The 20,939-nt window shown below is 58.8% G+C and carries 21 protein-coding genes; 9 read left to right on the top strand and 12 right to left on the bottom strand.

From position 1 onward, the window contains the following. Positions 1-23: 23 nt before the first annotated feature. Positions 24-746: a glycerophosphodiester phosphodiesterase gene (locus tag ACEN8E_RS20135; RefSeq protein ID WP_495589584.1), complete on the bottom strand. Its 723-nt coding sequence runs from the start codon at positions 744-746 to the stop codon at positions 24-26. A gap of 14 nt (positions 747-760) precedes the next feature. Beyond that, on the bottom strand, positions 761-1,342 hold the full coding sequence (locus tag ACEN8E_RS20130; protein ID WP_495589583.1) for a PilZ domain-containing protein: 582 nt from the start codon (positions 1,340-1,342) through the stop codon (positions 761-763). A gap of 94 nt (positions 1,343-1,436) precedes the next feature. On the opposite strand from ACEN8E_RS20130, the gene ACEN8E_RS20125 reads away from it, so the two are divergent. The 3 genes from ACEN8E_RS20125 (at position 1,437) to ACEN8E_RS20115 (ending at position 4,686) form a co-directional block, all read left to right on the top strand. Further along, on the top strand, positions 1,437-2,687 hold the full coding sequence (locus ACEN8E_RS20125) for a lipoprotein-releasing ABC transporter permease subunit (protein ID WP_495589582.1): 1,251 nt from the start codon (positions 1,437-1,439) through the stop codon (positions 2,685-2,687). A gap of 7 nt (positions 2,688-2,694) precedes the next feature. Beyond that, on the top strand, positions 2,695-3,378 hold the full coding sequence (gene lolD / locus ACEN8E_RS20120; RefSeq protein WP_178076692.1) for a lipoprotein-releasing ABC transporter ATP-binding protein LolD: 684 nt from the start codon (positions 2,695-2,697) through the stop codon (positions 3,376-3,378). Positions 3,379-3,441: 63 nt separating this feature from the next. Then, a complete protein-coding gene (locus ACEN8E_RS20115) occupies positions 3,442-4,686 on the top strand; it encodes a lipoprotein-releasing ABC transporter permease subunit (protein WP_495589581.1) in 1,245 nt (414 codons plus the stop codon). A 74-nt stretch (positions 4,687-4,760) separates the two neighbouring features. Here the strand turns inward: ACEN8E_RS20115 and ACEN8E_RS20110 are convergent, their stop codons facing one another. From ACEN8E_RS20110 to ACEN8E_RS20100, 3 genes are all read right to left on the bottom strand, one after another. Then, positions 4,761-5,723, bottom strand: a complete 963-nt coding sequence (locus tag ACEN8E_RS20110) for an IS110 family transposase (RefSeq protein WP_495589505.1) — start codon at positions 5,721-5,723, stop codon at positions 4,761-4,763. 239 nt (positions 5,724-5,962) lie between these two features. Beyond that, entirely contained in the window at positions 5,963-7,312 is a 1,350-nt protein-coding gene (locus tag ACEN8E_RS20105) for a heavy metal sensor histidine kinase (protein ID WP_495589580.1), read from the bottom strand. Further along, positions 7,312-7,992 carry a heavy metal response regulator transcription factor gene (locus ACEN8E_RS20100; RefSeq protein ID WP_085716743.1) on the bottom strand — a complete coding sequence of 227 codons (681 nt, stop codon included), beginning with the start codon at positions 7,990-7,992 and terminating at the stop codon, positions 7,312-7,314. Before ACEN8E_RS20100 ends, ACEN8E_RS20105 begins: the two co-directional genes overlap by 1 nt. Positions 7,993-8,147: 155 nt before the next feature. Here ACEN8E_RS20100 and copI point away from each other — a divergent pair, with 155 nt between their 5' ends. Next, positions 8,148-8,684: a copper-resistant cuproprotein CopI gene (gene copI / locus ACEN8E_RS20095; RefSeq protein ID WP_495589579.1), complete on the top strand. Its 537-nt coding sequence runs from the start codon at positions 8,148-8,150 to the stop codon at positions 8,682-8,684. A gap of 61 nt (positions 8,685-8,745) precedes the next feature. Continuing rightward, complete coding sequence (queF, locus tag ACEN8E_RS20090) at positions 8,746-9,576, top strand: NADPH-dependent 7-cyano-7-deazaguanine reductase QueF (protein WP_495589578.1); 831 nt, start codon at positions 8,746-8,748, stop codon at positions 9,574-9,576. 173 nt (positions 9,577-9,749) lie between these two features. On the opposite strand, the gene ACEN8E_RS20085 is transcribed toward queF, so the two are convergent. Both ACEN8E_RS20085 and pcrP read right to left on the bottom strand, forming a co-directional pair. Next, positions 9,750-10,013 (bottom strand): DUF4404 family protein, encoded by a 264-nt coding sequence (locus tag ACEN8E_RS20085; protein WP_495589577.1) that lies wholly within the window; start codon positions 10,011-10,013, stop codon positions 9,750-9,752. A 122-nt stretch (positions 10,014-10,135) separates the two neighbouring features. Beyond that, positions 10,136-10,756: an HAD superfamily inactivated hydrolase PcrP gene (pcrP, locus tag ACEN8E_RS20080; protein WP_495589576.1), complete on the bottom strand. Its 621-nt coding sequence runs from the start codon at positions 10,754-10,756 to the stop codon at positions 10,136-10,138. Positions 10,757-10,957: 201 nt separating this feature from the next. Here pcrP and ACEN8E_RS20075 point away from each other — a divergent pair, with 201 nt between their 5' ends. From ACEN8E_RS20075 to rssC, 3 genes are all read left to right on the top strand, one after another. Then, the gene (locus tag ACEN8E_RS20075) at positions 10,958-11,647 is read left to right on the top strand and encodes an MlaA family lipoprotein (RefSeq protein WP_495589575.1); all 690 of its coding nucleotides are present in this window, start codon (positions 10,958-10,960) and stop codon (positions 11,645-11,647) included. A gap of 408 nt (positions 11,648-12,055) precedes the next feature. Further along, positions 12,056-13,237 carry a two-component system response regulator RssB gene (gene rssB / locus ACEN8E_RS20070; protein ID WP_043302549.1) on the top strand — a complete coding sequence of 394 codons (1,182 nt, stop codon included), beginning with the start codon at positions 12,056-12,058 and terminating at the stop codon, positions 13,235-13,237. Beyond that, positions 13,237-13,719: an anti-sigma factor antagonist RssC gene (rssC, locus tag ACEN8E_RS20065; RefSeq protein WP_008020659.1), complete on the top strand. Its 483-nt coding sequence runs from the start codon at positions 13,237-13,239 to the stop codon at positions 13,717-13,719. Before rssB ends, rssC begins: the two co-directional genes overlap by 1 nt. A 215-nt stretch (positions 13,720-13,934) precedes the next feature. Here the strand turns inward: rssC and tal are convergent, their stop codons facing one another. After that, on the bottom strand, positions 13,935-14,861 hold the full coding sequence (gene tal, locus ACEN8E_RS20060; RefSeq protein WP_495589574.1) for a transaldolase: 927 nt from the start codon (positions 14,859-14,861) through the stop codon (positions 13,935-13,937). A gap of 178 nt (positions 14,862-15,039) precedes the next feature. After that, positions 15,040-16,050: a tRNA dihydrouridine(20/20a) synthase DusA gene (dusA, locus tag ACEN8E_RS20055; RefSeq protein WP_495589573.1), complete on the bottom strand. Its 1,011-nt coding sequence runs from the start codon at positions 16,048-16,050 to the stop codon at positions 15,040-15,042. A 102-nt stretch (positions 16,051-16,152) separates the two neighbouring features. On the opposite strand from dusA, the gene ACEN8E_RS20050 reads away from it, so the two are divergent. Then, entirely contained in the window at positions 16,153-17,277 is a 1,125-nt protein-coding gene (locus ACEN8E_RS20050) for a tyrosine-type recombinase/integrase (protein ID WP_102698819.1), read from the top strand. Here ACEN8E_RS20050 and ACEN8E_RS20045 read toward each other — a convergent pair whose 3' ends face one another. From ACEN8E_RS20045 to ACEN8E_RS20035, 3 genes are all read right to left on the bottom strand, one after another. Continuing rightward, positions 17,278-17,553 carry a pyocin activator PrtN family protein gene (locus ACEN8E_RS20045; protein WP_102698698.1) on the bottom strand — a complete coding sequence of 92 codons (276 nt, stop codon included), beginning with the start codon at positions 17,551-17,553 and terminating at the stop codon, positions 17,278-17,280. Between the two features lie 373 nt (positions 17,554-17,926). Beyond that, complete coding sequence (locus tag ACEN8E_RS20040) at positions 17,927-18,235, bottom strand: hypothetical protein (RefSeq protein WP_495589572.1); 309 nt, start codon at positions 18,233-18,235, stop codon at positions 17,927-17,929. A gap of 8 nt (positions 18,236-18,243) precedes the next feature. Further along, positions 18,244-20,937 (bottom strand): toprim domain-containing protein, encoded by a 2,694-nt coding sequence (locus tag ACEN8E_RS20035; protein WP_495589571.1) that lies wholly within the window; start codon positions 20,935-20,937, stop codon positions 18,244-18,246. Positions 20,938-20,939: the final 2 nt, after the last annotated feature.

The raw sequence follows: 20,939 nt of genomic DNA, 5'->3' as shown, positions 1-20,939 counted from the left end.
TGAGCCGGCCGGGGAGACCGATTTCAGCAATTCTCGAGCGTGGCGGTGGCCAAACCGGGAAAGTCTGTAATCAGGCTGTCAACGCCGAAGTCGGCGAGTCTGCGCATCAGCGCAGGCTCGTTGACGGTCCACACCGACACATGCAGCCCCTGACGCTGCGCCCGTTGCAGGCGTTCCGGCGTGCACAGGGTCCAGTTCAGCGCCAGAATCTCACAGCCATAACTGGCCGCGACCTTCAGCGGGTCGAGCCAGGCGTACTCGGCCACCAGCCCCCGGGGCACATCCGGTACCAACTCCAGCGCGGCCTTGAGCACTTCACGAGAGCTCGAGGTGATAGTCACCTTGTCCATCAGGCCATGACGCTGGACCATTTCGCGAATCGCCAGCACGGTGGTCGCGGCACGCATGCGTGATGCGCTTTTGACTTCCAGCTGCCAGTGATCGAAGTCGCATTTCTCGAACAGTTCTTCCAGTGTCGGAATCGGGCAGGGCTTGATCCAGCCCGGGCCACCCTTGCGTGCGTCATAGGTTACAAGCTCGGCCGCCGTGTGTTCGACGACCTTGCCGCGACGGTCAGTGGTGCGTTTGAGGGTCGGGTCGTGGATGACCATCAGCTCGCCGTCCATGGACAGGTGCAGGTCCAGTTCGCAGCGACGCACGCCGTGCTTGAGACATTCCTGAAAGCTGGTCAGGGTGTTTTCCGGTGCTTCGCCCTTGGCGCCGCGATGGCCGTAGATGAGGGTCACGGTTCTTCCTTAAATTAATTGCCTGATTCGAGTTGTTCGCGGGCCAGACGTCGTTCCTGGGCCTGCTTTTGCAAGATGTGGCGGGCCAGCAGTTGGCGCTGGGCGTCGGTCAGGTGTTCGAACTCGGTGCCGACGTCATAGCCGTCGCCCTTGCGGTCGCAATGGGTGACGCGAGCGCGCAGCAGCAGGCCCAGGGCTTGCGGCATCAGCACCAGCTTGACCGACAGGCGTGCGCCGGCGGCAATGGGCGATGAATGCTGAAAGTCGATGCCGCCTTCGGAGATGATCACCGGCTGCGGTTCGCCGATTTGCCCGAGCACAGTGATGGCGATCACCTGGCTCAGCAGATCGATGCGTTTGTTCTGGGATTTGAGGAACGCCGCTATGGTCCGGTCGCGTTCGCTGATCTGGCGCAACAGGTGTTGCGACTCGAATTCGCTCAGGTGCAGTTCGCTGAGCAAGTTGAAGAGCGGGGAAGCATCCTGCAACACTTCCTGGCCTGCCGCTTCCGTAGCGGACAGGGGCCGAATTTCCAGTGCGATCGTATCCTCGATACGGTAGTATTCGCGGCGATCTTCTTCATCTAATGTCGACATGGCGAACCCATGGTAGCGGCGGTGGTCTGAGTGTAAAGCTGGTTATCGACCCCCGCCACAAGGACGTTCCTTTTCCCTCCGAACAAGCCCCGACATGTTCAGACCTCTCTTCGTATTTATCGGCACGCGTTACACCCGTGCAAAACGTCGCAATCATTTTGTGTCATTCATTTCCCTGACTTCGATGATCGGGCTCGCCCTTGGCGTGGTCGTGATGATCGTGGTGCTGTCGGTGATGAACGGCTTCGATCATGAGATGCGCACCCGCGTGCTGGGCATGGTGCCCCACGCGACCATCGAGTCCGGCGAGCCGATCAGCGATTGGCAAAACCTGGCGGCCAAGGTCAGGCAGAACCCGCAGGTGACGGCCGTGGCGCCGTTTACGCAAATGCAGGGTTTGCTGACCAACAACGGCAAGGTCTCGAAAGTGCTGCTCAATGCCATCGACCCGGCGCAGGAGCGCCAGGTGTCGATCATCGATCACTTCATGACACAGGGAAAACTCGACGATCTGGTACCGGGCGAGTTCGGCATCGTCATCGGTGACAAGGCCGCGGCCAAGCTCGGTGCGGCCATCGGCGACAAGCTGACTTTCGTCGCCCCGGAGGTCACCGTGACTCCGGCGGGGATGTTCCCGCGCATGAAGCGCTTTACCGTGGTCGGCATTTTCCATGTCGGTGCCGGTGAGCTCGATGGCTATCTCGGCGTCACCAACCTGCAGGATCTGGCCCGGCTGCATCGCTGGAAACCGGATCAGGTCCAGGGCCTGCGCCTGAAGTTCGACGACCTGTTCCAGGCACCACGCACTGCGTGGAGCATCGCCCGTGATCTAGGCGAAGACCGTTTCTACGCCCGGGACTGGACCCGTACCCACGGCAACCTGTACCAGGCGATCCGTATGGAAAAAGCCATGATTGGCCTGTTGCTGCTGCTGATCGTTGCCGTCGCCGCGTTCAACATCATTTCCACGCTGGTGATGGTGGTGAACGACAAGAAGGGCGACATCGCGATCCTGCGCACACTGGGCGCCACGCCGGGCACGATCATGCGTACGTTCATGGTGCAGGGCACCGTGATTGGCGTAGTCGGCACGGCCATCGGCGCCGTGGTCGGCATCTTCGCCGCGTTGAATGTCAGTGCAGCGATCTCGGCCCTCGAAGGCCTGATCGGTCACAAGTTCCTCAACGCCGACGTGTACTTCATCGATTACCTGCCGTCGCAGGTGCAGAGCCAGGACGTGGTGATGGTCTGCTCCGCGGCGTTGGTCCTGAGTTTCCTCGCCACCCTGTATCCAGCCTGGCGTGCCGCGCGCACCCAGCCGGCGGAGGCGCTACGTTATGAGTGAGTCGGGCATGAGTGATAAAGCAATCTTGAGCTGCCGCAACCTGGGCAAATCCTACGAGGAAGGTCCGGAGTCGGTGGAGGTCCTGGCCGGGCTGCAGCTGGAAATGCACCCGGGCGAGCGTGTGGCGATTGTCGGCAAGTCGGGCTCGGGCAAAAGTACCTTGCTCAATCTGCTGGGCGGCCTCGATACACCGACCAAGGGCAGCGTCTGGCTCGACGGTGAAGAACTGTCGGCGCTGAGCGAGAAGAAACGCGGCCTGTTGCGCAATCGCGCCCTCGGCTTCGTCTACCAGTTCCACCACCTGCTGCCGGAATTCACCGCCCTGGAAAACGTCTGCATGCCACTGCTGATCGGCAAGACGGCGATCCCTGAAGCGCGTCAGCGGGCCACGGCGTTGCTGGAGCGGGTAGGGCTGGGCCATCGCCTGGAACACAAGCCGGCCGAACTGTCCGGTGGTGAGCGCCAGCGTGTGGCCATCGCCCGCGCCCTGGTGAACAAGCCGGGCCTGGTGATGCTCGACGAGCCGACCGGCAACCTCGACGCCCACACCGCCCAGGGCATCCAGGACTTGATGCTGGAACTCAGCACCTCGATGCGCACGGCGTTCCTGGTGGTGACCCACGACATGAACCTGGCCCGCCAGATGGATCGCGTCCTGCACCTGCAGGAAGGCTGCCTCACGCCCATCTGATTGGCTGAAACCCGATGCCTGAAAAGGTGTCGGGTCTTTTATTCTTATACGGTGCCCCAGCGAATGTTCAGACCGTTATCGATCTTTATCGGCACGCGCTATACCCGCGCCAAGCGCCGCAATCGCTTTGTTTCCTTCATCTCGATGACCTCGATGATCGGCCTCGCCCTCGGCGTACTGGCGATGATCGTGGTGTTGTCGGTGATGAACGGCTTTCAGCGCGAAATGAGCTCGCGCATCCTCGGCATGGTGCCTCACGCCAGCATCGTCGGCGTCAACCCGATTGATGACTGGAAGCCGGTGGCAGCGGCGGCGATGAAAAACCCGCAAGTGACGGCGGCGGTGCCGTTCACCGAGATGGAAGGCATGCTCTCTTACAAGGGCACGATGCAGCCCATCCAGGTCAGCGGTGTCGACCCGGCGCTGGAAGGCCAGGTGTCGATTGTTGCCAAGCACATCGTCCAGGGCAGTCTCGAAGCCCTGAAGCCGGGCGAATTCGGTGTGGTGATCGGCGAGATCACGGCGCGCCGCTTCCGCTTGAACGTCGGTGACAAGATCACCCTGATCGTGCCGGAAGTCAGCAATGCGCCGGGCGGCATTACCCCGCGCATGCAACGACTGAATGTGGTCGGCGTGTTCAAGGTCGGCGCCGAACTGGATGGCACGATGGCACTGATCCACATGGCCGACGCCGCGCAGATGCAACACTGGGACTCGAACCAGGTGCAGAGCGTGCGCCTGGCGGTGAAGGACCTGTATGCCGCGCCACAAGTGTCGAGTGACATCGCCACCGGGTTGGGCGCCGCCTACAAGGCTGACGACTGGACCCACACCCAGGGCAGCCTGTTCAGTGCCATGAAAATGGAAAAGACCATGATCGGCCTGCTGTTGCTGATGATCGTCGCCGTGGCGGCGTTCAACATCATCGCGACCCTGATCATGGTGGTGAATGACAAGGGCGCGGACATCGCGATCCTGCGTACCATCGGTGCCACGCCGCGGGAGATCATGGCGATCTTCATGGTGCAGGGCACCGTGATCGGCATCGTCGGCACCCTGATCGGCGGTGTGTTGGGCGTGATCGCCGCGTTGAACGTCAGCGCGATGGTGGGCTGGGTCGAACGGGTCACCGGGCAGCACATCTTCAGTTCCGATGTGTATTTCGTCAGCAACCTGCCGTCCGAGCTGCAAGGCGCGGACGTGGCGCTGATCTGCACGGCGGGCTTCGTCATGAGCTTCCTGGCCACGGTTTACCCGGCATGGCGGGCGGCGAAGATCGAGCCGGCTACCGCTTTGCGGTATTCGTAATCCGATATACCGCTTTCGCGAGCAGGCTCGCTCCCACATTAGATCTGAGTCAACTCGGTCAATTGTGGGAGATTCTATGTTGCAGGGGAACCCTGCAGCCTTAAATTTGGCTGGTATTCGCTCTGATTTTTCATGAGGGCGAATGCCACCCGACAGAGCTTGCGGGCGAGGATGACCAGAGCCTGAGTTCTGGCCAGGCCTCTTGCCAAGTAAGACTCATAGAGCGGTTTCCAGACGGGAGACCGGCAAGCCGCCATTGCTGCATTGTGCGCAAGACGCCGCAGCTCCCCATCGCCTTTTTTGCTCAAGTGGCGCGGACTGTGCTTCTTTCCTGAGTCCTTCGGCCTCAGGTCCATTCCCAAAAAGGCAATAAACGCATCGGCACTGGCGAATTGACCACGCATAAAAGTGGCTGCCAGACCGGTGGCCGTGAGTTCGCCAATCCCTTCAATCGCTTGACAACGCCTGATGTTTTCGGTGATCCCGGCCTCTTGGCTGGCTTTGCGCAGCAATTTCTGAATAGCCTGATCAGTCTGTTTGAAGTGCTCCAGCTCTTGGGCCAGAAGGTCTTTGAGAAGGGGCTCACTCGACCAACTCAGCATGATGCTAACCCGGGCTTTCATCAGTTCTGCACGTTTGTTGAGGAGGCTTTTCAACACGGTGTAGAGCTTCGGAGGTGGATTCCAGATGCGAAGCCGATCCTGCTCACTGGTCAGGTAACGTGCCAGCAAACGCGCATCACAGGGGTCGGTTTTTGCTCGCTGGCCAATGCTTTCGCGGTAGTGGCTCACCCGATAAGGGTCCACAACATAAACTCGGTGCCCCATGCCATGGGCCAGTTCAGCGGTATCCAGGTGGTAGAGACTGGTGGCTTCCAAGGCAATCGAGCTTTGCGCCGGCAGGGATTTGAGCCAGCGCCCAATAGCTGTGCGATCGTTGTTGATGAACTGAGTGATTTTCAGATCTTCGCGGTAAACGACGATTTCTGCCTTGGCCACATCGACACCAACCACCGTTGGCGAGGTAAGGATTGTCATGACGAATCCTCGGAGCTAGGGTTTAAGTGCTTGTCGGGGTCTACCGTAGCGCTGGCTTGCCTCTATCGTCGGTATTAACCGATGAATTCCTTATCGGCGCTTTAGGTAGAAAGGGCGGAACGAGAAGTCTCCCACGGTCCGTACTGGCTAGAGTCGGAATCGAGCTTTTAGTCCCGCCCACCCCTTCAAGTCTAAACATACAAGCGAGCCTGCTCGCGAAGAGGCCGGAACTGCTGGCCTCAATCTCCTTTTGGTAACTCGATCACAAACCTGGTCCATCCACGCTCCGATTCACAACGAATCTGCCCGCCATGGGCGCGGATGATCGACCGGGTGATCGCCAACCCCAATCCCGCATGTTCACTGCTGCCTTCGCGGCGTGCCGGGTCAGCCCGGTAAAAACGGTCGAACAAGCGCGGCAGCAACTGCGGATCGATGCCTTCTCCCGAGTTTTCCACCCGCAGGCTCAGGCCATCGGGTTGCTCGTCAATCGTGACCTGTACCGTGCCCTGGGCCGGGGTGAAACGCAGCGCGTTGTCCAGCAGGTTGGACAGCGCCCGTCGTAACATGCTGCGGTCTCCTTCCATGTGTCCAAGGCCTTCGCGGCTAAGCGTGACCTGGGCGTCTTCCGCCAACGGCGCAAAGAACTCCAGCAGCAGGTCTGTCTCTTGCGCCAGTTCCAGCGATTCGCGTTTTGGGACCAACAGTCCATGGTCAGCCTTGGCCAGGTAGAGCATGTCGTTGACCAGTTGCGCCATCCATTGCAGTTCTTCGAGGTTGCTGTGCAGGGCTTCGCGGTAGTCCTCGATGGGGCGGGGGCGGGTGAGGGTGACCTGGGTGTGGGTCAGCAGGTTCGACAGTGGCGTGCGCAGTTCATGGGCAATGTCGGCGGAGAACGCCGACAGGCGTTGAAACGAGTCATCGAGGCGTCCGAGCATGGCGTTGAAGTTGTGGGCCATTTCCGCCAGTTCCGGCGGCATGTTGTCTTCCGGCAACCGCGAGTTCAACGATTGTGCGCAAACACCGCTGGCGACCGCACTGATCCGGCGCAACGGGCGCAAGCCGCTGCGTGCCGCCCAGGCGCCCAGCAGTGCGGTGGCCAGGGCTGACAGGCCGACGGTCAGCCAGATCAAATGCTGCATGCGTTGCAGAAAGTGCTGGTGGTGGGTGATGTCCAGCAACAAGGTCAGTTGCGCTGATTCAGGTTTGTCCGGGAACAGCGGCGCATTCAGGACGCGATAATCTGTACCCTCGTGGCTCACGGTCGACAATCCGGGCTGGCTCGGCAGTGCCTGTGGCAGGTTTGTCGAGCTGTCGTACCAGCGCCGGCCGTCGCTGCCTGTGATTCGCAGGGACAGGTCAGCCTGGCGGCTCAGTTCCTCCGCCAGCTTCACTTGGCTGTCACTCGACTGAAAGTCGTGCAGGGCCCGGCGCAAGCCAATCAACTTGCCGTCCAGCAACTGCTGGTCGAGCTCAATGAAATGCGCCTCGCTGGCGCGGCTGAACAGCACCCCGGCGAACAACGACACCACGGCGGTGCATGCGGCAAACAGCAGGGCCAGCCGGCTGCTTAGTGAAAGGCGGCGCATCAGGCGGGGCGCTCTTCAAGGACATAACCCATGCCGCGCACGGTGTGGATCAGCTTGTTGGGGAATTCATCGTCGATCTTCAGGCGCAGGCGACGGATCGCCACCTCGATGACATTGGTGTCGCTGTCGAAATTCATGTCCCAGACCTGGGACGCAATCAGCGACTTGGGCAGGACTTCACCCTGGCGGCGCAGGAGCATTTCCAGCAGGGCGAATTCCTTGGCGGTCAGGTCGATACGCTGGCCGCTGCGTTCGACCCGGCGACGGATCAGGTCCAGGCGCAAATCGGCCAGTTGCAGGCTGGTTTCCTGCGGCGTGGCGCTACCGCGACGCAACAGGCTGCGCACTCGCGCCAGCAGCTCGGAAAAGGCAAACGGCTTGACCAGATAATCGTCGGCGCCCAGTTCGAGGCCGTGAACCCTGTCCTCCACGGCGTCACGCGCGGTCAGAAAAAGGACCGGCGTGTCCAGGCCAGCGCTGCGCACCGCTTGCAGAATCTGCCAGCCATCACGACCGGGCAGCATCACATCGAGAATCAGCAGGGCATATTCGCCGCTGAGGGCCAATTGCTGGCCGGTGCTGCCGTCGGCCACCAGTTCCGTGTTGAACCCGGCCTCGGCCAGGCCCTGGCGCAGGTAATGGCCGGTTTTCGGTTGGTCTTCGACGATCAGCAGTTTCATGGGCGACTCATGGCAAATGGAACGAATGCTTTATACCGTGTGAAGCATTCGTACAGGTCAACCTGACAAAGTTGTAATCTGGTTGTCAGGTTGCGGGCAGCGCCGACAGTTTAGAGTTTTGTGCATGCCGAGCCTTATCTTGTTGGAGTATGACGATGTTTTTACGTAAATCCGTGGCGCAAATCCTGTGTTTGCTGGCGCTGAGTTCACCGGTATGGGCGGACGCCGGGCAGACCTACGATTTCGGCCAGCCGGCCCCGGCAGCCAAGGCGACCCGCAGTGTCGAGGTGGTCATGGGCGACATGTCCTTCACACCGAAGGCGATCGACATCAAAGCCGGGGAAACCGTGCGCTTCGTGCTGGTCAATAAAGGGCAGTTGTTGCATGAGTTCAATCTCGGGGATGCGGCGATGCATGCCAGGCACCAGCAGGAAATGTTGCAGATGCAGCAGAGCGGCATGCTGACGCCGACCGGCATGAAAGCAATGGACCATGGCGACATGGCCGGCATGGATCACGGCAAAATGGATCACGGCATGCAGCATGATGACCCGAACAGCGTGCTGGTGGAGCCGGGCAAGACCGCCGAGCTGACCTGGACCTTCAGCAAGGCCACCAACCTCGAGTTTGCCTGCAACATCCCCGGTCATTACCAGGCCGGCATGGTCGGTAAACTGACTGTCAGTCAGTAAGCACTCAAAGGCGGGAGCAAAGGCTGGTAGAATCCGCTGATTCTTCAGTCAGGTTTCCGTCATGCATCCCGCAGCCGAACACTCGCCGCTGGGCAAGTCCAGCGAATACATCGCCACTTACACGCCGTCCTTGCTGTTCCCGATCCCGCGCACCGCGAAGTGGGCGGAACTGGGCCTGACGGCGCAAACCCTGCCGTACAAAGGCGTAGACTTCTGGAACTGCTTCGAGCTGTCGTGGCTGCTGCCGTCGGGCAAGCCCGTGGTGGCGATCGGCGAATTCAGCATTCCGGCGGATTCGCCGAACATCATCGAGTCGAAGTCGTTCAAACTGTACCTCAACTCCCTGAACCAGACGCCCTTTGCCGATACCGCGAGCCTTGAGGCCACGCTGGCCGGGGATTTGTCGGCGGCTGCCGGCAAGCCGGTGGGGGTGCGCATTCGCAGCCTCAAGGATGTCGAGAGCGAAGGCGTCGTGGCGTTGCCGGGCGTGTGCATCGATGAGCTGGATATCAGCGTCAGCAACTACGAGCATCCACGTCCGGAGCTGCTGCGTTGCGATGATTCGCGCATTGTCGAAGAGTGCGTGCACAGTCATTTGCTCAAGTCCAACTGCCCGGTCACCAGTCAGCCGGACTGGGGCAGCGTGGTGGTGGAGTACCGTGGCGCGGCGCTGGATCACGCGAGCCTGCTCGAGTACATCGTCAGCTTCCGCCAGCATTCGGATTTCCATGAGCAATGCGTAGAGCGGATCTTCCTTGACCTGCAGCGGTTGCTCAAGCCGGAGAAATTGACGGTGTATGCGCGTTATGTGCGCCGTGGCGGGCTGGATATCAACCCGTATCGCAGCACTGAAGAAGTGCAGCTGCCGAACCACCGCCTGGTCCGCCAGTAAAGTTCCAATTGTGGGAGCGAGCCTGCTCGCGATGGCTGAGTGTCAGACAGCATTGATGTTGGGTGTGCCGACCTCATCGCGAGCAGGCTCGCTCCCACAAGGGATTGCATTGCCAAATGCGAAAATGAAAAAGCCCTGCTATCGCCAGCAGGGCTTTTTGTCTCAGGCGGGGTTCAGATTCCCATATTGGCCAAGGCCTGCCCGATGTTGCGCAGGGTGCCGGCAAGAGTCGGATGTTCGAGTTCGAAGCGCTCGACAGCCAGGTTGACGCCATCGGCGAGGCTGGAGTCCTGGGTTTTGGTTTCAAGCTCAAGCTGCAGTTCAATCTGCTGCATGAGCGCGCGCAAATCCTCACGCTCGGCTTCGGTCAACGGAGGATTCTGTTCCAATTGCTCGCGCAGGGCATTGAGCTGTTCTTGCAGTTCGCGGGCAGGCATGGCGTTCTTCCTTTTCTCGATAGGCACTGGCATAGACCGCAGCGACGCGCCAAGGTGGCACGCCAAAGATCCATGGCTTCCCTTTAGATTAATCCACTCGCGCGCAACCTGCATGATCTCGGTCAGGGCTTTTCGCCCTTGAGTCGACGCAAGCTGATATCAGCCAGGCAGGTATCGAGTTCACCGAGGTGATCGATCACCGAATGCACGCCCAGGCCGAACAGTTGCATCGTGGCCTTGGCGCGTTTGATGTCGCGCTCCTGTTGACTCAACGCGTGCCATGCCTGGGGCGTCAGCCCGCACAGCGAGCCGCAGGACGCCAGGCCGATGGTCCACAACCCGGCATTGAGCCCGGCTTGCAGCAAGCGGGGCTCACCGCTCACCAGCACACAACCGTCGAGTCGGTTGACGTTCAGGGTCATCAAGGCTTGCCAGCAGGCATTCGGGGCGGGCCATGGATTGTATGTTTCTGGATGTTGCGAGGGTTTGATCCACTCCGGCAGCGCAGCGGCCAGGGAGTGGCTGAGGGCAGGGGGCAGTTCATCGAGCCAGGCGCAGGGGATTTGCTGGTGCTGCAAGCTGCGCAGGCTATCCAGTGCGCCGGGTGTGGTCTCGGCGTGTTCGGCCGAGTGGCTGCCGTGCCGGTGCGTGTGCGCGCCGAAATCCACCAGGCAGCCGCTGAGGCCGAACAGTACGGCGGTCAGGCTGGGGGCAGTTTGGGGCAAGGCTTTGGCGAGCGGCATGAGGACGTCCCTGAAATAGCCTGAAAGCTAGCGGGCGACGGTGACAGTTGAGTGACATTGTTGTGAATCGCTCACTTTTGGCACGACTCTTTCGGTGTGGAGTTCGTGCAAAGTGCCTTAAACGGCGTTTACGTCTTATACTTGCCAACTTATTGCCTGGGCCAAGCGCCCGAGCCGGTACCGACCAAGGAGTTTTTTTCTATGCGCTGGAGCAATCATCTAGCCAGGATTTGTGTATGCGCCAGTGCGATGCTGGTTCCGTTCGTTGCCCAGGCGGCCACGGAAGAGGATCCTTGGGAAAGCGTCAACCGCCCGATCTACAAGTTCAACGATGTGATCGACACCTACGCGCTGAAGCCTCTGGCCCAGGGCTACCAGTACGTGACGCCGCAGTTTGTCGAAGACGGCGTCCACAACTTCTTCCGCAACATCGGCGATGTGCGCAACCTGGCCAACGATATCCTGCAGGCCAAACCTCGCGCCGCAGGCGTTGATACCGCACGAATCATCTTCAACACCACCTTCGGCTTGCTGGGCGTCATCGATGTCGGCACCAGGATGGGCCTGCAGCGCAATGACGAAGACTTCGGTCAGACCCTGGGCTACTGGGGTGTCGGCAGCGGCCCTTACGTGATGCTGCCACTGCTGGGGCCAAGCACCTTGCGTGATGCGCCGTCCAAGTACGTCGACAGCTATACCGGTGCTTATCGTTACGTCAACGACGTGCCTGTGCGTAACTCGTTCTTCGGCCTGGACATCATCGATACCCGTGCCAACTTGCTGTCGAGCGAGAAGCTGATCACCGGTGACAAGTACACCTTCATTCGTAATGCGTACTTGCAGAACCGTGAATTCAAGGTGAAAGACGGTCAGGTTGAAGACGATTTTTAACCGCGACCGGTAAATTGAAAAGGCGACCCTTCAAGGTCGCCTTTTTTGTTCGCGAAGCGCGGGTGGATCGGAATCGATCCGCATAAGGATGAAATCGCGTATTTCGCCGTAGGCCTGGCCGGTATGACGCATGGGTTCGATCCTTCCATTGGGTTACGGATTTGTCTGTTCTTATAACTCTCGGTGATTTGACAAATAAAGACGTCAAGCGACCATCGGCGTGAGCTTGAAACGCCCCGCGGATGGGAGTACCGTCTGCGCCTTAGAAGGGCACCTCTGGTGAACACGTGTGTAGGGCAAATGCCCGAAAGCGGTGCGGCAGAGAGGCTAGAAAGCGAATCCAGTAGTCTGCGCCGGGCAAATGTCCCCGCCTGCTACGCCAACCTAATTCTGGCGCCGTTTGCCCACATGCCAAAAACCAGTGCCACGCTGCTGATAATCGATGATGACGAAGTAGTGCGCGCGAGCCTCGCCGCCTATTTGGAAGACAGTGGATTCAGCGTCTTGCAGGCCAGCAATGGTCAGCAGGGTCTTCAGGTATTCGAGCAAGACAAGCCCGATTTGGTCATCTGCGATCTGCGCATGCCGCAGATGGGCGGACTCGAACTCATCCGCCAGGTCACCGAGCTGTCGCCGCAAACGCCGGTGATTGTGGTTTCGGGTGCGGGCGTGATGAACGACGCAGTCGAAGCCTTGCGCCTGGGCGCAGCAGACTACCTGATCAAGCCTCTCGAAGATCTGGCCGTGCTCGAGCACTCTGTGCGCCGGGCTCTGGATCGTGCGCGCCTGTTGCTGGAGAACCAGCGCTACCGCGAGAAGCTGGAGAAGGCCAACCGCGAGCTCGCCGCCAGCCTGAACCTGCTTCAGGAGGACCAGAACGCCGGTCGCCAGGTGCAGATGAACATGCTGCCGGTCAGCCCTTGGGCCATCGACGAGTTCAAGTTTGCTCACCAGATCATCCCGTCGCTGTACCTGTCGGGTGATTTCGTCGACTACTTCCGGGTCGACGAGCGCCGGGTAGCCTTTTATCTGGCGGACGTTTCCGGCCATGGCGCCTCTTCAGCCTTCGTCACCGTGCTGTTGAAGTTCATGACCACGCGCTTGCTGTTCGAGTCCAAGCGCAGCGGCACGTTGCCGGAGTTCAAGCCTTCAGAGGTTCTTGGTCATATCAACCGGGGCCTGATCAGTTGTAAGCTGGGTAAACACGTCACAATGGTCGGTGGAGTCATCGACGAGGAGACCGGTTTGTTGACCTATAGCATCGGCGGTCATCTGCCGTTGCCAGTGTTGTACACGCCAGACAGTGTTCGTTATCTGGATGGGCGTGGTCTGCCGGTGGGCCTTTTCAACGAGGCCACCTACGAAGACCACGTGCTGGAACTGCCACCGACGTTCAGCCTGACGCTAATGTCTGATGGCATTCTGGATCTTTTGCCAGAACCCACACTCAAAGAAAAAGAAGCGGCGTTGCCCCAACGGGTCAAGGCTGCGGGCGGCACCCTGGATGGGTTGCGGCAGGTTTTTGGATTGGCCACGCTAGGGGAGATGCCGGATGATATCGCCCTGTTGGTGTTGAGCAGGAATCTTTGATGAGTACCGGTAGAATCCAGTTCGCCGAGCAGGATGGCACCTTCGTCCTGAAGTTCATCGGTGAAGTTCGCCTGACCCTGTGTTCGGCGTTGGATGCGACTATTGAGCGAATCTTCAGCGCATTGAATTTCAACGCGATCGTGATCGATCTGACCGAAACCCGCAGCATCGACAGCACCACACTTGGCCTGCTGGCCAAGCTGTCGATCCTGTCGCGGCAGAAAGTCGGCCTGCTGCCGACCGTCGTCACCACCCACGAAGACATCACGCGTCTGCTGCAGTCCATGGGCTTCGAACAGGTGTTCAACATCGTTGACAAGCCTGTACCGTGCCCGGAATGCCTGGACGACCTGCCAGACCAGGATCAGTCCGAAGAAGTGGTGCGGATCAAAGTGCTCGAAGCGCACAAAATCCTCATGGGCCTGAACGACACCAATCGTGAAGCCTTCCATGACCTGGTGAATGCGCTGGAGCGGCACTGATTCCCTGATGTGATGTGGGCCGCACCGGCCCCTTCGCGAGCAGGCTCGCTCCCACAGGTTCTTCGTTTAATACGCGTTCTTCGTCACGGCACAGACCCCCTGTGGGAGCGAGCCAGCTCGCGAAGGCATTTGTGCCAACAGCACAAATTACCCTGCAGCCACAAAAAAGGGCGAACCCACCAGGGTTCGCCCTTTTTGCATTGCTCCCGCTCAGATCACAGCTTGGCCTGCAACAACGCCTCGAGCTTCTCCTGATCCCGCGCGAACTGACGAATGCCTTCAGCCAGTTTTTCGGTCGCCATCGCATCCTCGTTGGACAGCCAGCGGAACTGCGATTCGTTGAGGCTCAGGCGTGCTTCACCGGCATGGCCCGGCACCAGCTTGCGCTCCAGCTTGCCGGTATCCGCCGCCAGCTTGTCGATCAGGTCCGGGCTGATGGTCAGGCGGTCGCAGCCGGCCAGTTGTTCGATCTGGCCCAGATTGCGGAAGCTCGCGCCCATGACCACGGTCTTGTAGTCATTGGCCTTGTAGTAGTTGTAGATGCGCGTCACCGACTGCACGCCCGGATCATCCGCGCCGGTGTAGTCGTTGCCGTTGGCTTTCTTGTACCAGTCATAGATACGGCCCACGAACGGCGAAATCAGGAACACCCCTGCATCGGCACAGGCGGCGGCCTGGGCGAAGGAGAACAGCAGGGTCAGGTTGGTCTGGATGCCTTCCTTTTCCAGGATCTCGGCAGCGCGGATGCCTTCCCAGGTGGATGCGATCTTGATCAGTACGCGGTCGCGGCCAATGCCAGCCTTGTCGTACAGCTCGATCAGGCGATGCGCGCGCTTCAACATGGCGTCAGTGTCGAACGACAGGCGTGCATCCACTTCGGTGGAAATACGGCCCGGGATCACTTTCAGGATTTCTTGCCCCACGGCCACGCCAAAACGGTCGCTGGCCAGGCCCACATCGCCCTTGCAGTCTTTGACGCTGGCGTTCAGCAGCTCGGCATACGCAGGAATGGCCGCGGCCTTGAGCAGTAGTGAAGGGTTGGTGGTGGCGTCCACGGGTTTAACGCGAGCGATAGCTTCGAAGTCGCCGGTGTCGGCAACCACGGTTGTCATTTGTTTGAGTTGTTCCAGCTTGGAAGTCATGAGCGTGCTCTGTCCTATGGGTCTGATGACATTACCCGAGCGCTGACAGCCACTCAAGGGCGTGTACGTGTATCGACGGCCCCTGCGGCAACAACCTGAAAACGGCTGTTTGAAAGGCGGGGCGTGGTATCGAAGAATTCGATGCCGAAACGCCCCACAGGTTCAACGAGAGCGACCGTTAACGCCCTTCGAGCAACGCCGCTGCCTGATCCAGCAGCGCCAGCGGATCTTTCGCCTTGTGAATGTCCACCGACAGCAGCTGCCGAAACTTGCGTGCGCCCGGAAATCCGGTGCCCAGTCCAAGCACATGCCGGGTGATGTGATGCATCGAACCACCTGCAGCGATATGCGCCGCAATATAAGGCCGCAACTGCGCCAGCGCCTCGGCACGGCTGATCACCGGTTCCGCGCTGCCAAACAGCTGTTGATCCACCTCGGCCATCACATAAGGGTTGTGATACGCCTCGCGGCCCAGCATCACGCCGTCGAAGGTCTGCAAATGCTCGTGGCAGGCTTCCAGCGTCTTGATCCCGCCGTTCAGAATAATCTCCAGTTCGGGAAAATCCGTCTTCAACCGCGCGGCCACGTCATAACGCAGAGGCGGAATGTCGCGGTTTTCCTTTGGCGACAACCCCTCCAGAATCGCAATCCGCGCATGCACGGTAAAACTCGTGCACCCGGCATCCCGTACCGTGCCGACGAAATCACACAGTTCGTCGTAACTGTCCCGCCCATTGATCCCGATCCGATGCTTCACCGTCACCGGAATCTCTACCGCATCACGCATCGCCTTCACACAATCGGCCACCAACTGTGGATGCCCCATCAGGCACGCGCCGATCATATTGTTCTGCACCCGATCACTCGGGCAGCCGACATTCAGGTTCACCTCGTCGTAACCGTGGTCCTGCGCCATCCGCGCACACGCGGCCAGGTCCAGCGGGACACTGCCGCCGAGTTGAAGGGCGAGCGGGTGTTCGGCTTCGTTGTGACGCAGGAAGCGCTCGTGATCGCCGTTGAGCAGGGCACCGGTGGTGACCATCTCGGTGTAGAGCAGGGCGTTTTTCGACAGCAGACGCAGGAAGAAGCGGCAGTGGCGGTCGGTCCAATCCATCATGGGCGCAACGGAAAACCGTCTAGACACTGTAGAGCCTGCGTTTACTGGGTATGTAGCTGATTTCTGTACCATTTTACTCTACGGGTTTTGAGCTGGTTTTCAGGGGTAAATGGGCGTTTTTTGAAGGTCATTGGTACAATGTACCAACCCCTTCAGCAAATGTACCAGTTGACTATGGCCACGATCAGAGCACGGAAACGCACGGACGGCAGCATCAGTTACACGGCACAGATACGCCTGTTTCGCGATGGTGCGCAAGTTTACCAAGAGAGCCAGACCTTCGCCCGAAAACAGGCCGCCCAAGCGTGGGTACGCAAGCGCGAGACAGAGCTGGATCAACCCGGTGCTATCGAAAGGGCTCACCGCAAAGGCGCCACGATCAAGGAAATGATCGATCGCTACCTGGTCGAAATGGAAAAAGTGCGCCCATTGGGTAAAACCAAACTTGCCACGCTCAAGGCAATCAGTGAATCGTACCTGGGCAAGCTCAACGACCAGGACATCAATAGTCAGCAACTGGTGGAGTATGCGTTATGGCGGATGGGTAAAGAGGGTGGAAGCGTCCAGCCCCAGACGGCCGGTAATGATCTTGCTCACCTTGGTGCGGTGCTTTCCATTGCTCGGCCTGCTTGGGGATACGAGGTTGACGCGCACGCGATGGCCGACGCCCGAAAAGTGCTGAAAAAGCTTGGCTACAACATGAAAAGCCGCGAGCGCGACCGGCGTCCTACCTTGGATGAGTTAGACAAGCTGCTGACACACTTCCGCGGCATTCAATCCCGCCGGCCAACCTCGATCAATATGCTAAAGATGACGGGATTTGCGTTGTTCTCGACGCGGCGACAGGAGGAAATTACGCGAATTTTATGGGCTGATCTGGATGAGGCAGGTCATCGAGTGCTGGTCCGGGATATGAAAAACCCTGGTCAGAAAATCGGTAACGACGTGTGGTGCAATCTGCCTCCAGAAGCCTGGGACATTATCCAGACCATGCCAAAGACATTACCCGAGATTTTTCCGTACAGCGCCGAATCTGTTTCCACATCTTGGACCAGGGCCTGCAAGATCCTAGGGATTGAAGATTTGCACTTTCACGACCTGCGTCATGAAGGGGTCAGTCGACTTTTTGAAATGGACTGGGACATCCCACGGGTGGCGAGCGTTTCAGGGCATCGAGATTGGAACTCGATGCGCCGTTACACGCATTTGCGTGGGCGGGGGGATGCCTACGCTAAATGGAAGTGGTTCGACAAAATCCTGAAAGCGCCCGTGAAACTGGGCGCTAGAACCTTGAAGTGATCAGCTACTGCGGGGCGGGCTGTGTAGTTGGTTGCACTCCTTAACCGCAGCAGCGCGCTGAAGGTCAAGGTATTCAGAAAGGTCTGTGATATGAATCCCCTTTGCACTCTTTTGGCTCTGCTCTATACGTGTGATGGGAATCTTTATTTGGCCAGCACCGACTTTGCGTTGGAACATATCCGTAGTCAGGTGGGTGAAATAGTCCTCACAGACGCGCTCCAGTGGTATGACTACCTGGCCGTTGTACTGGGCCATAAGGACGAATAGGGTTTTCATATTGTTGTTCCAGTAATGCCCGGGTTAGAGATCATGATTAATCCTTTCATCAAACCGAGATGGGAGAAGTAGTTAGTGGCTCTGACGGCGACCTAGCCAGCAATTGAGCAACCACAGCTGCATCATTTGCACTCAGCTCGCCAAGGTCATGCGCCATAGCAGTTAGGTTTTCAAGCCGTATGCGGGCGTCAGGTGTCTTGTGTACTAGGTAGCCAATCATCGCGGCTCCAATGACGGCGGTAGCCACCTGGTGACGCGCCGGTGTGGTAGCCTTCCCGCCGCTACTACTTTGGTTCAGTGCTTGCATGGTGTTGTTCCTCAGTCGTGGTTGATGTCGGGGAGGGCCAACTCCTCGGCATCGCTTCTTTTCCAGTCAATCCTGGCGCGCCAGGTGAATGACCAGGTCATCGAAACGCTGGTCATCCTCAGTGCATGACCGCCATTCCAAAACCTTCAAAATCTGCAAATGAGTGCAATCAGCCACCAGAATCTCGCGCTGACCGCCAGCAGCTTGAACTTCCAAAATCTGTAACAGAGCCTCTTCGGCATATGCGGCAGCTTGAATGATCGGTGCGATTTGTCCTGCTGCGCGCAATTGGTCCTGGATCTCTTGCAGTTTGCTGGTCGTGCCGTCGCCGGCGTTGCCCATGAACACTTGAACTTGCATTTGTGCTTTCTCCATTGGTGGACTCAGGCAGCCTGGAAAATCCAGCACCGCACGGTTTTCGGCTTATCAGCGGCATCGGTATCCCATGCCGAGCAGACGTTTCTATTGGTCTCAACAAACTTGGGGCACTTGCTTGTTTTCAGGTGCCGCTTGAGCTCGGTTAGGTCCGGAACTTTCTGGCGCTTCTCTGCAGCTTCTTTGGCGAAGTCGTTGAGGTTCACCGCGATCAGACCGTCATTGCGAGAGTGGTTGAGCCCACCGGCAGCGCTGTTCAGGTACTCGTACAGCTCCCAAAACTCGACGACGATCGGGTGATCAGCATTGATCGCTAGCTGGCGATCCTTGGCCATGCTTTGAATCTCGGTGTGAGCCGCTTCCACCTGGTGTTTTTTCAGCGGGACAACGTGCACCAGGGCGTCAATTAGGGCGTGCAATTGGGCGTGATTTTTTGCGATCCGGACAGTGCGGATCTCGGGCAGGGCCAGCAGCTGCTGTTCATACTTGGGGCCCTTTTCGCGGACGCTCTCCATCACCTGGTTTTCCATCATGGTGGACTTGACCAAGAACCCGCTGACGCGGTCGACCGGCATGCGCTCGAGTTTCTCCACCAGCAATTTGGTTGCCGGCGTCTGCCCGTCCTTCGTCATGGCGATATGCACCAGGCGTTGCAGAATGGGTTCGGATGCGTTCACCGCGTGGTTCTGGCCGATGACCACTGCGCCACGAAAAGGAGGCTCGCGGGTATCGTTGCCGTTGTTTTTTACACCGGTGGAGCGGACGCTGCGGCCGTTGTAGGCGGTTTTCAGTTCGTCCCAGTCGTACTGTTTGGTTTGGCTGCCATCGGTCTTTTCCCGCTCCGATTCGATCAGCACCACCGGCAGATTGCCGACTTGGGCAAAGTTACGTGCTCGAGCAACTGGGGTGCCCTTGGTTGGGTCGAAACCCTCGTAATCGATACGCCCGCAGAGCTTCCATAGGAACTCGATCAGCGTGGACTTACCGGCGCCCGGCTCACCGATGATTTCCATGAAGGGGTAGCTTTTCTGGTGCTGTCGGATCTGCTCGGCGAACAGCGAACCGAACCAGAAGGCGAGCGCGACCAGGCCTTTGGCACCGAAGCATTCCCAGATGATGTCCAGCCATTCGGTGTCGAACTTCTCCAAGTCCGTGTTCAGGTTGAGAAGTACCGACTGGCTGAGGGTTTTAATGCTCAGCCGGTCCATGTCGAAGAAGTCCTCTTCGTTCAGCTTGAACACTTTCCCATCGCGCACAGCCACGTCGCCGTAGACGTATGCACTGTGCTCACGGGTGTAGCCGGTGAAGTCAATTGTTTGCACGGTTTTGAGGGCGTCGGTTTGCTCTTCAATGAAGGCGTCCAGCTGCTGGGTGGTGCCAGTGAACATCCCACCCGGGGCAATGCCCAGCAGGCGCTTCTTGAACTCTGCGGAGGAGGCGATCTGTGAGCTGGTGAAGGTGTTCTTGATCGGCGCAGCATCGTGGGCGAACGTGATCCGGAAGTAGTACCAGGACTCGTCGGTAAGTTTGTTTTCTTGGTAATACAGGGCCTTCGGGTTACAGGTGGCAATGCGCTGCAGCGCGCCGCACTGCTGCATGGCCTTAGCCCGCATTTGTTTGTTGTTCAGCTGCTGGTCGTCGTGGTGCTCGCTGTCCTCGAGTTCCTGAATCGCTTTGTTGTACTTCTCCAGATCGAGCTTGAACCAGTACAGGCGATTGCCGAACTCCAAATGAAATTCGCTACGGCGCTTCCAGTCGAACATCACCAGGGCCTTCTCGGTGGCGTTCTCAGCGATCAGCAGGGCGCCATTGTGCCGCGCAGTAGTGATGTCTTTGTCGACCTGAGCATCACGCTTCTCGCCTTCGTCCAGAAACTGCCAACGCTGATGCAGATCGTTCCAGTCGACCTTCTTGTTATCCCGTTGTGGGATTTGGGCCGCTTCGCAGGTGAAGCCTAGCTCGCGGGCCATACGGACCCAACGCTTGGTGTAAGCGTGTGCACCAGGTTCGTTATCAAGCGCCCAAACCAGCTTTGGCAAATTACCTGGGCGAGCCGCTACAAGTGCTTGCAACGAATCCGCTGGAAAAGCGTTTGAGGACATCGCCGATACGGCGGCAATGTGGTGGTGCACAAGGGCGAGCGCGTCGAAGATGCCTTCAACAATCCAGATTTCTTTCGCCTCGAGCACGTCCACGCACGGTGGGCACCACCACACCCCTTTGTAGGATTCACCCGGCTTGAAGCGGGCCTTCATCTTGCCGAAGCGCGAGGGCTTATCGATCAGGCGTTCCCAATAGCCACCTTTCTCTAGGGCGAATCGTACCGTCGCGGTTCCCGCCTCATGTTGGGACGAGTAGTACGTATCCTGTGTGAACCAACCTCCGATTAGTGAAATATTGAAACCGCGGGCGAACTCAAGGTATGCGCGCGCAGTCGCTGTTGGGGCGTTCTCAGTAGCGGGAGCGCGCTTGCTCCAGTCTTCAAATAGGTCGTCATAGATCTCTTTTACATGCAATGTGTGGCCACATTTCTCCTGGCGACCACAGATGAGCTGCCACGGGCTGTCAAAGCGGGTGTACAGCTCTTTCTTGTTGCACTTCGGGCAAGTCCCACCACGCATGTAATTGGTGGAGGGGCGGTGTTTGAGACCGAATTCGGACTCGATGCGCTGTAGAACGTCGTGACGCAGGTCGTCTCTCATGG

Source organism: Pseudomonas sp. Pseusp9 (assembly GCF_059491265.1).
The sequence above is the reverse complement of the archived record's forward strand: the minus strand, read 5'-3'. Positions and strand labels throughout refer to the sequence as shown.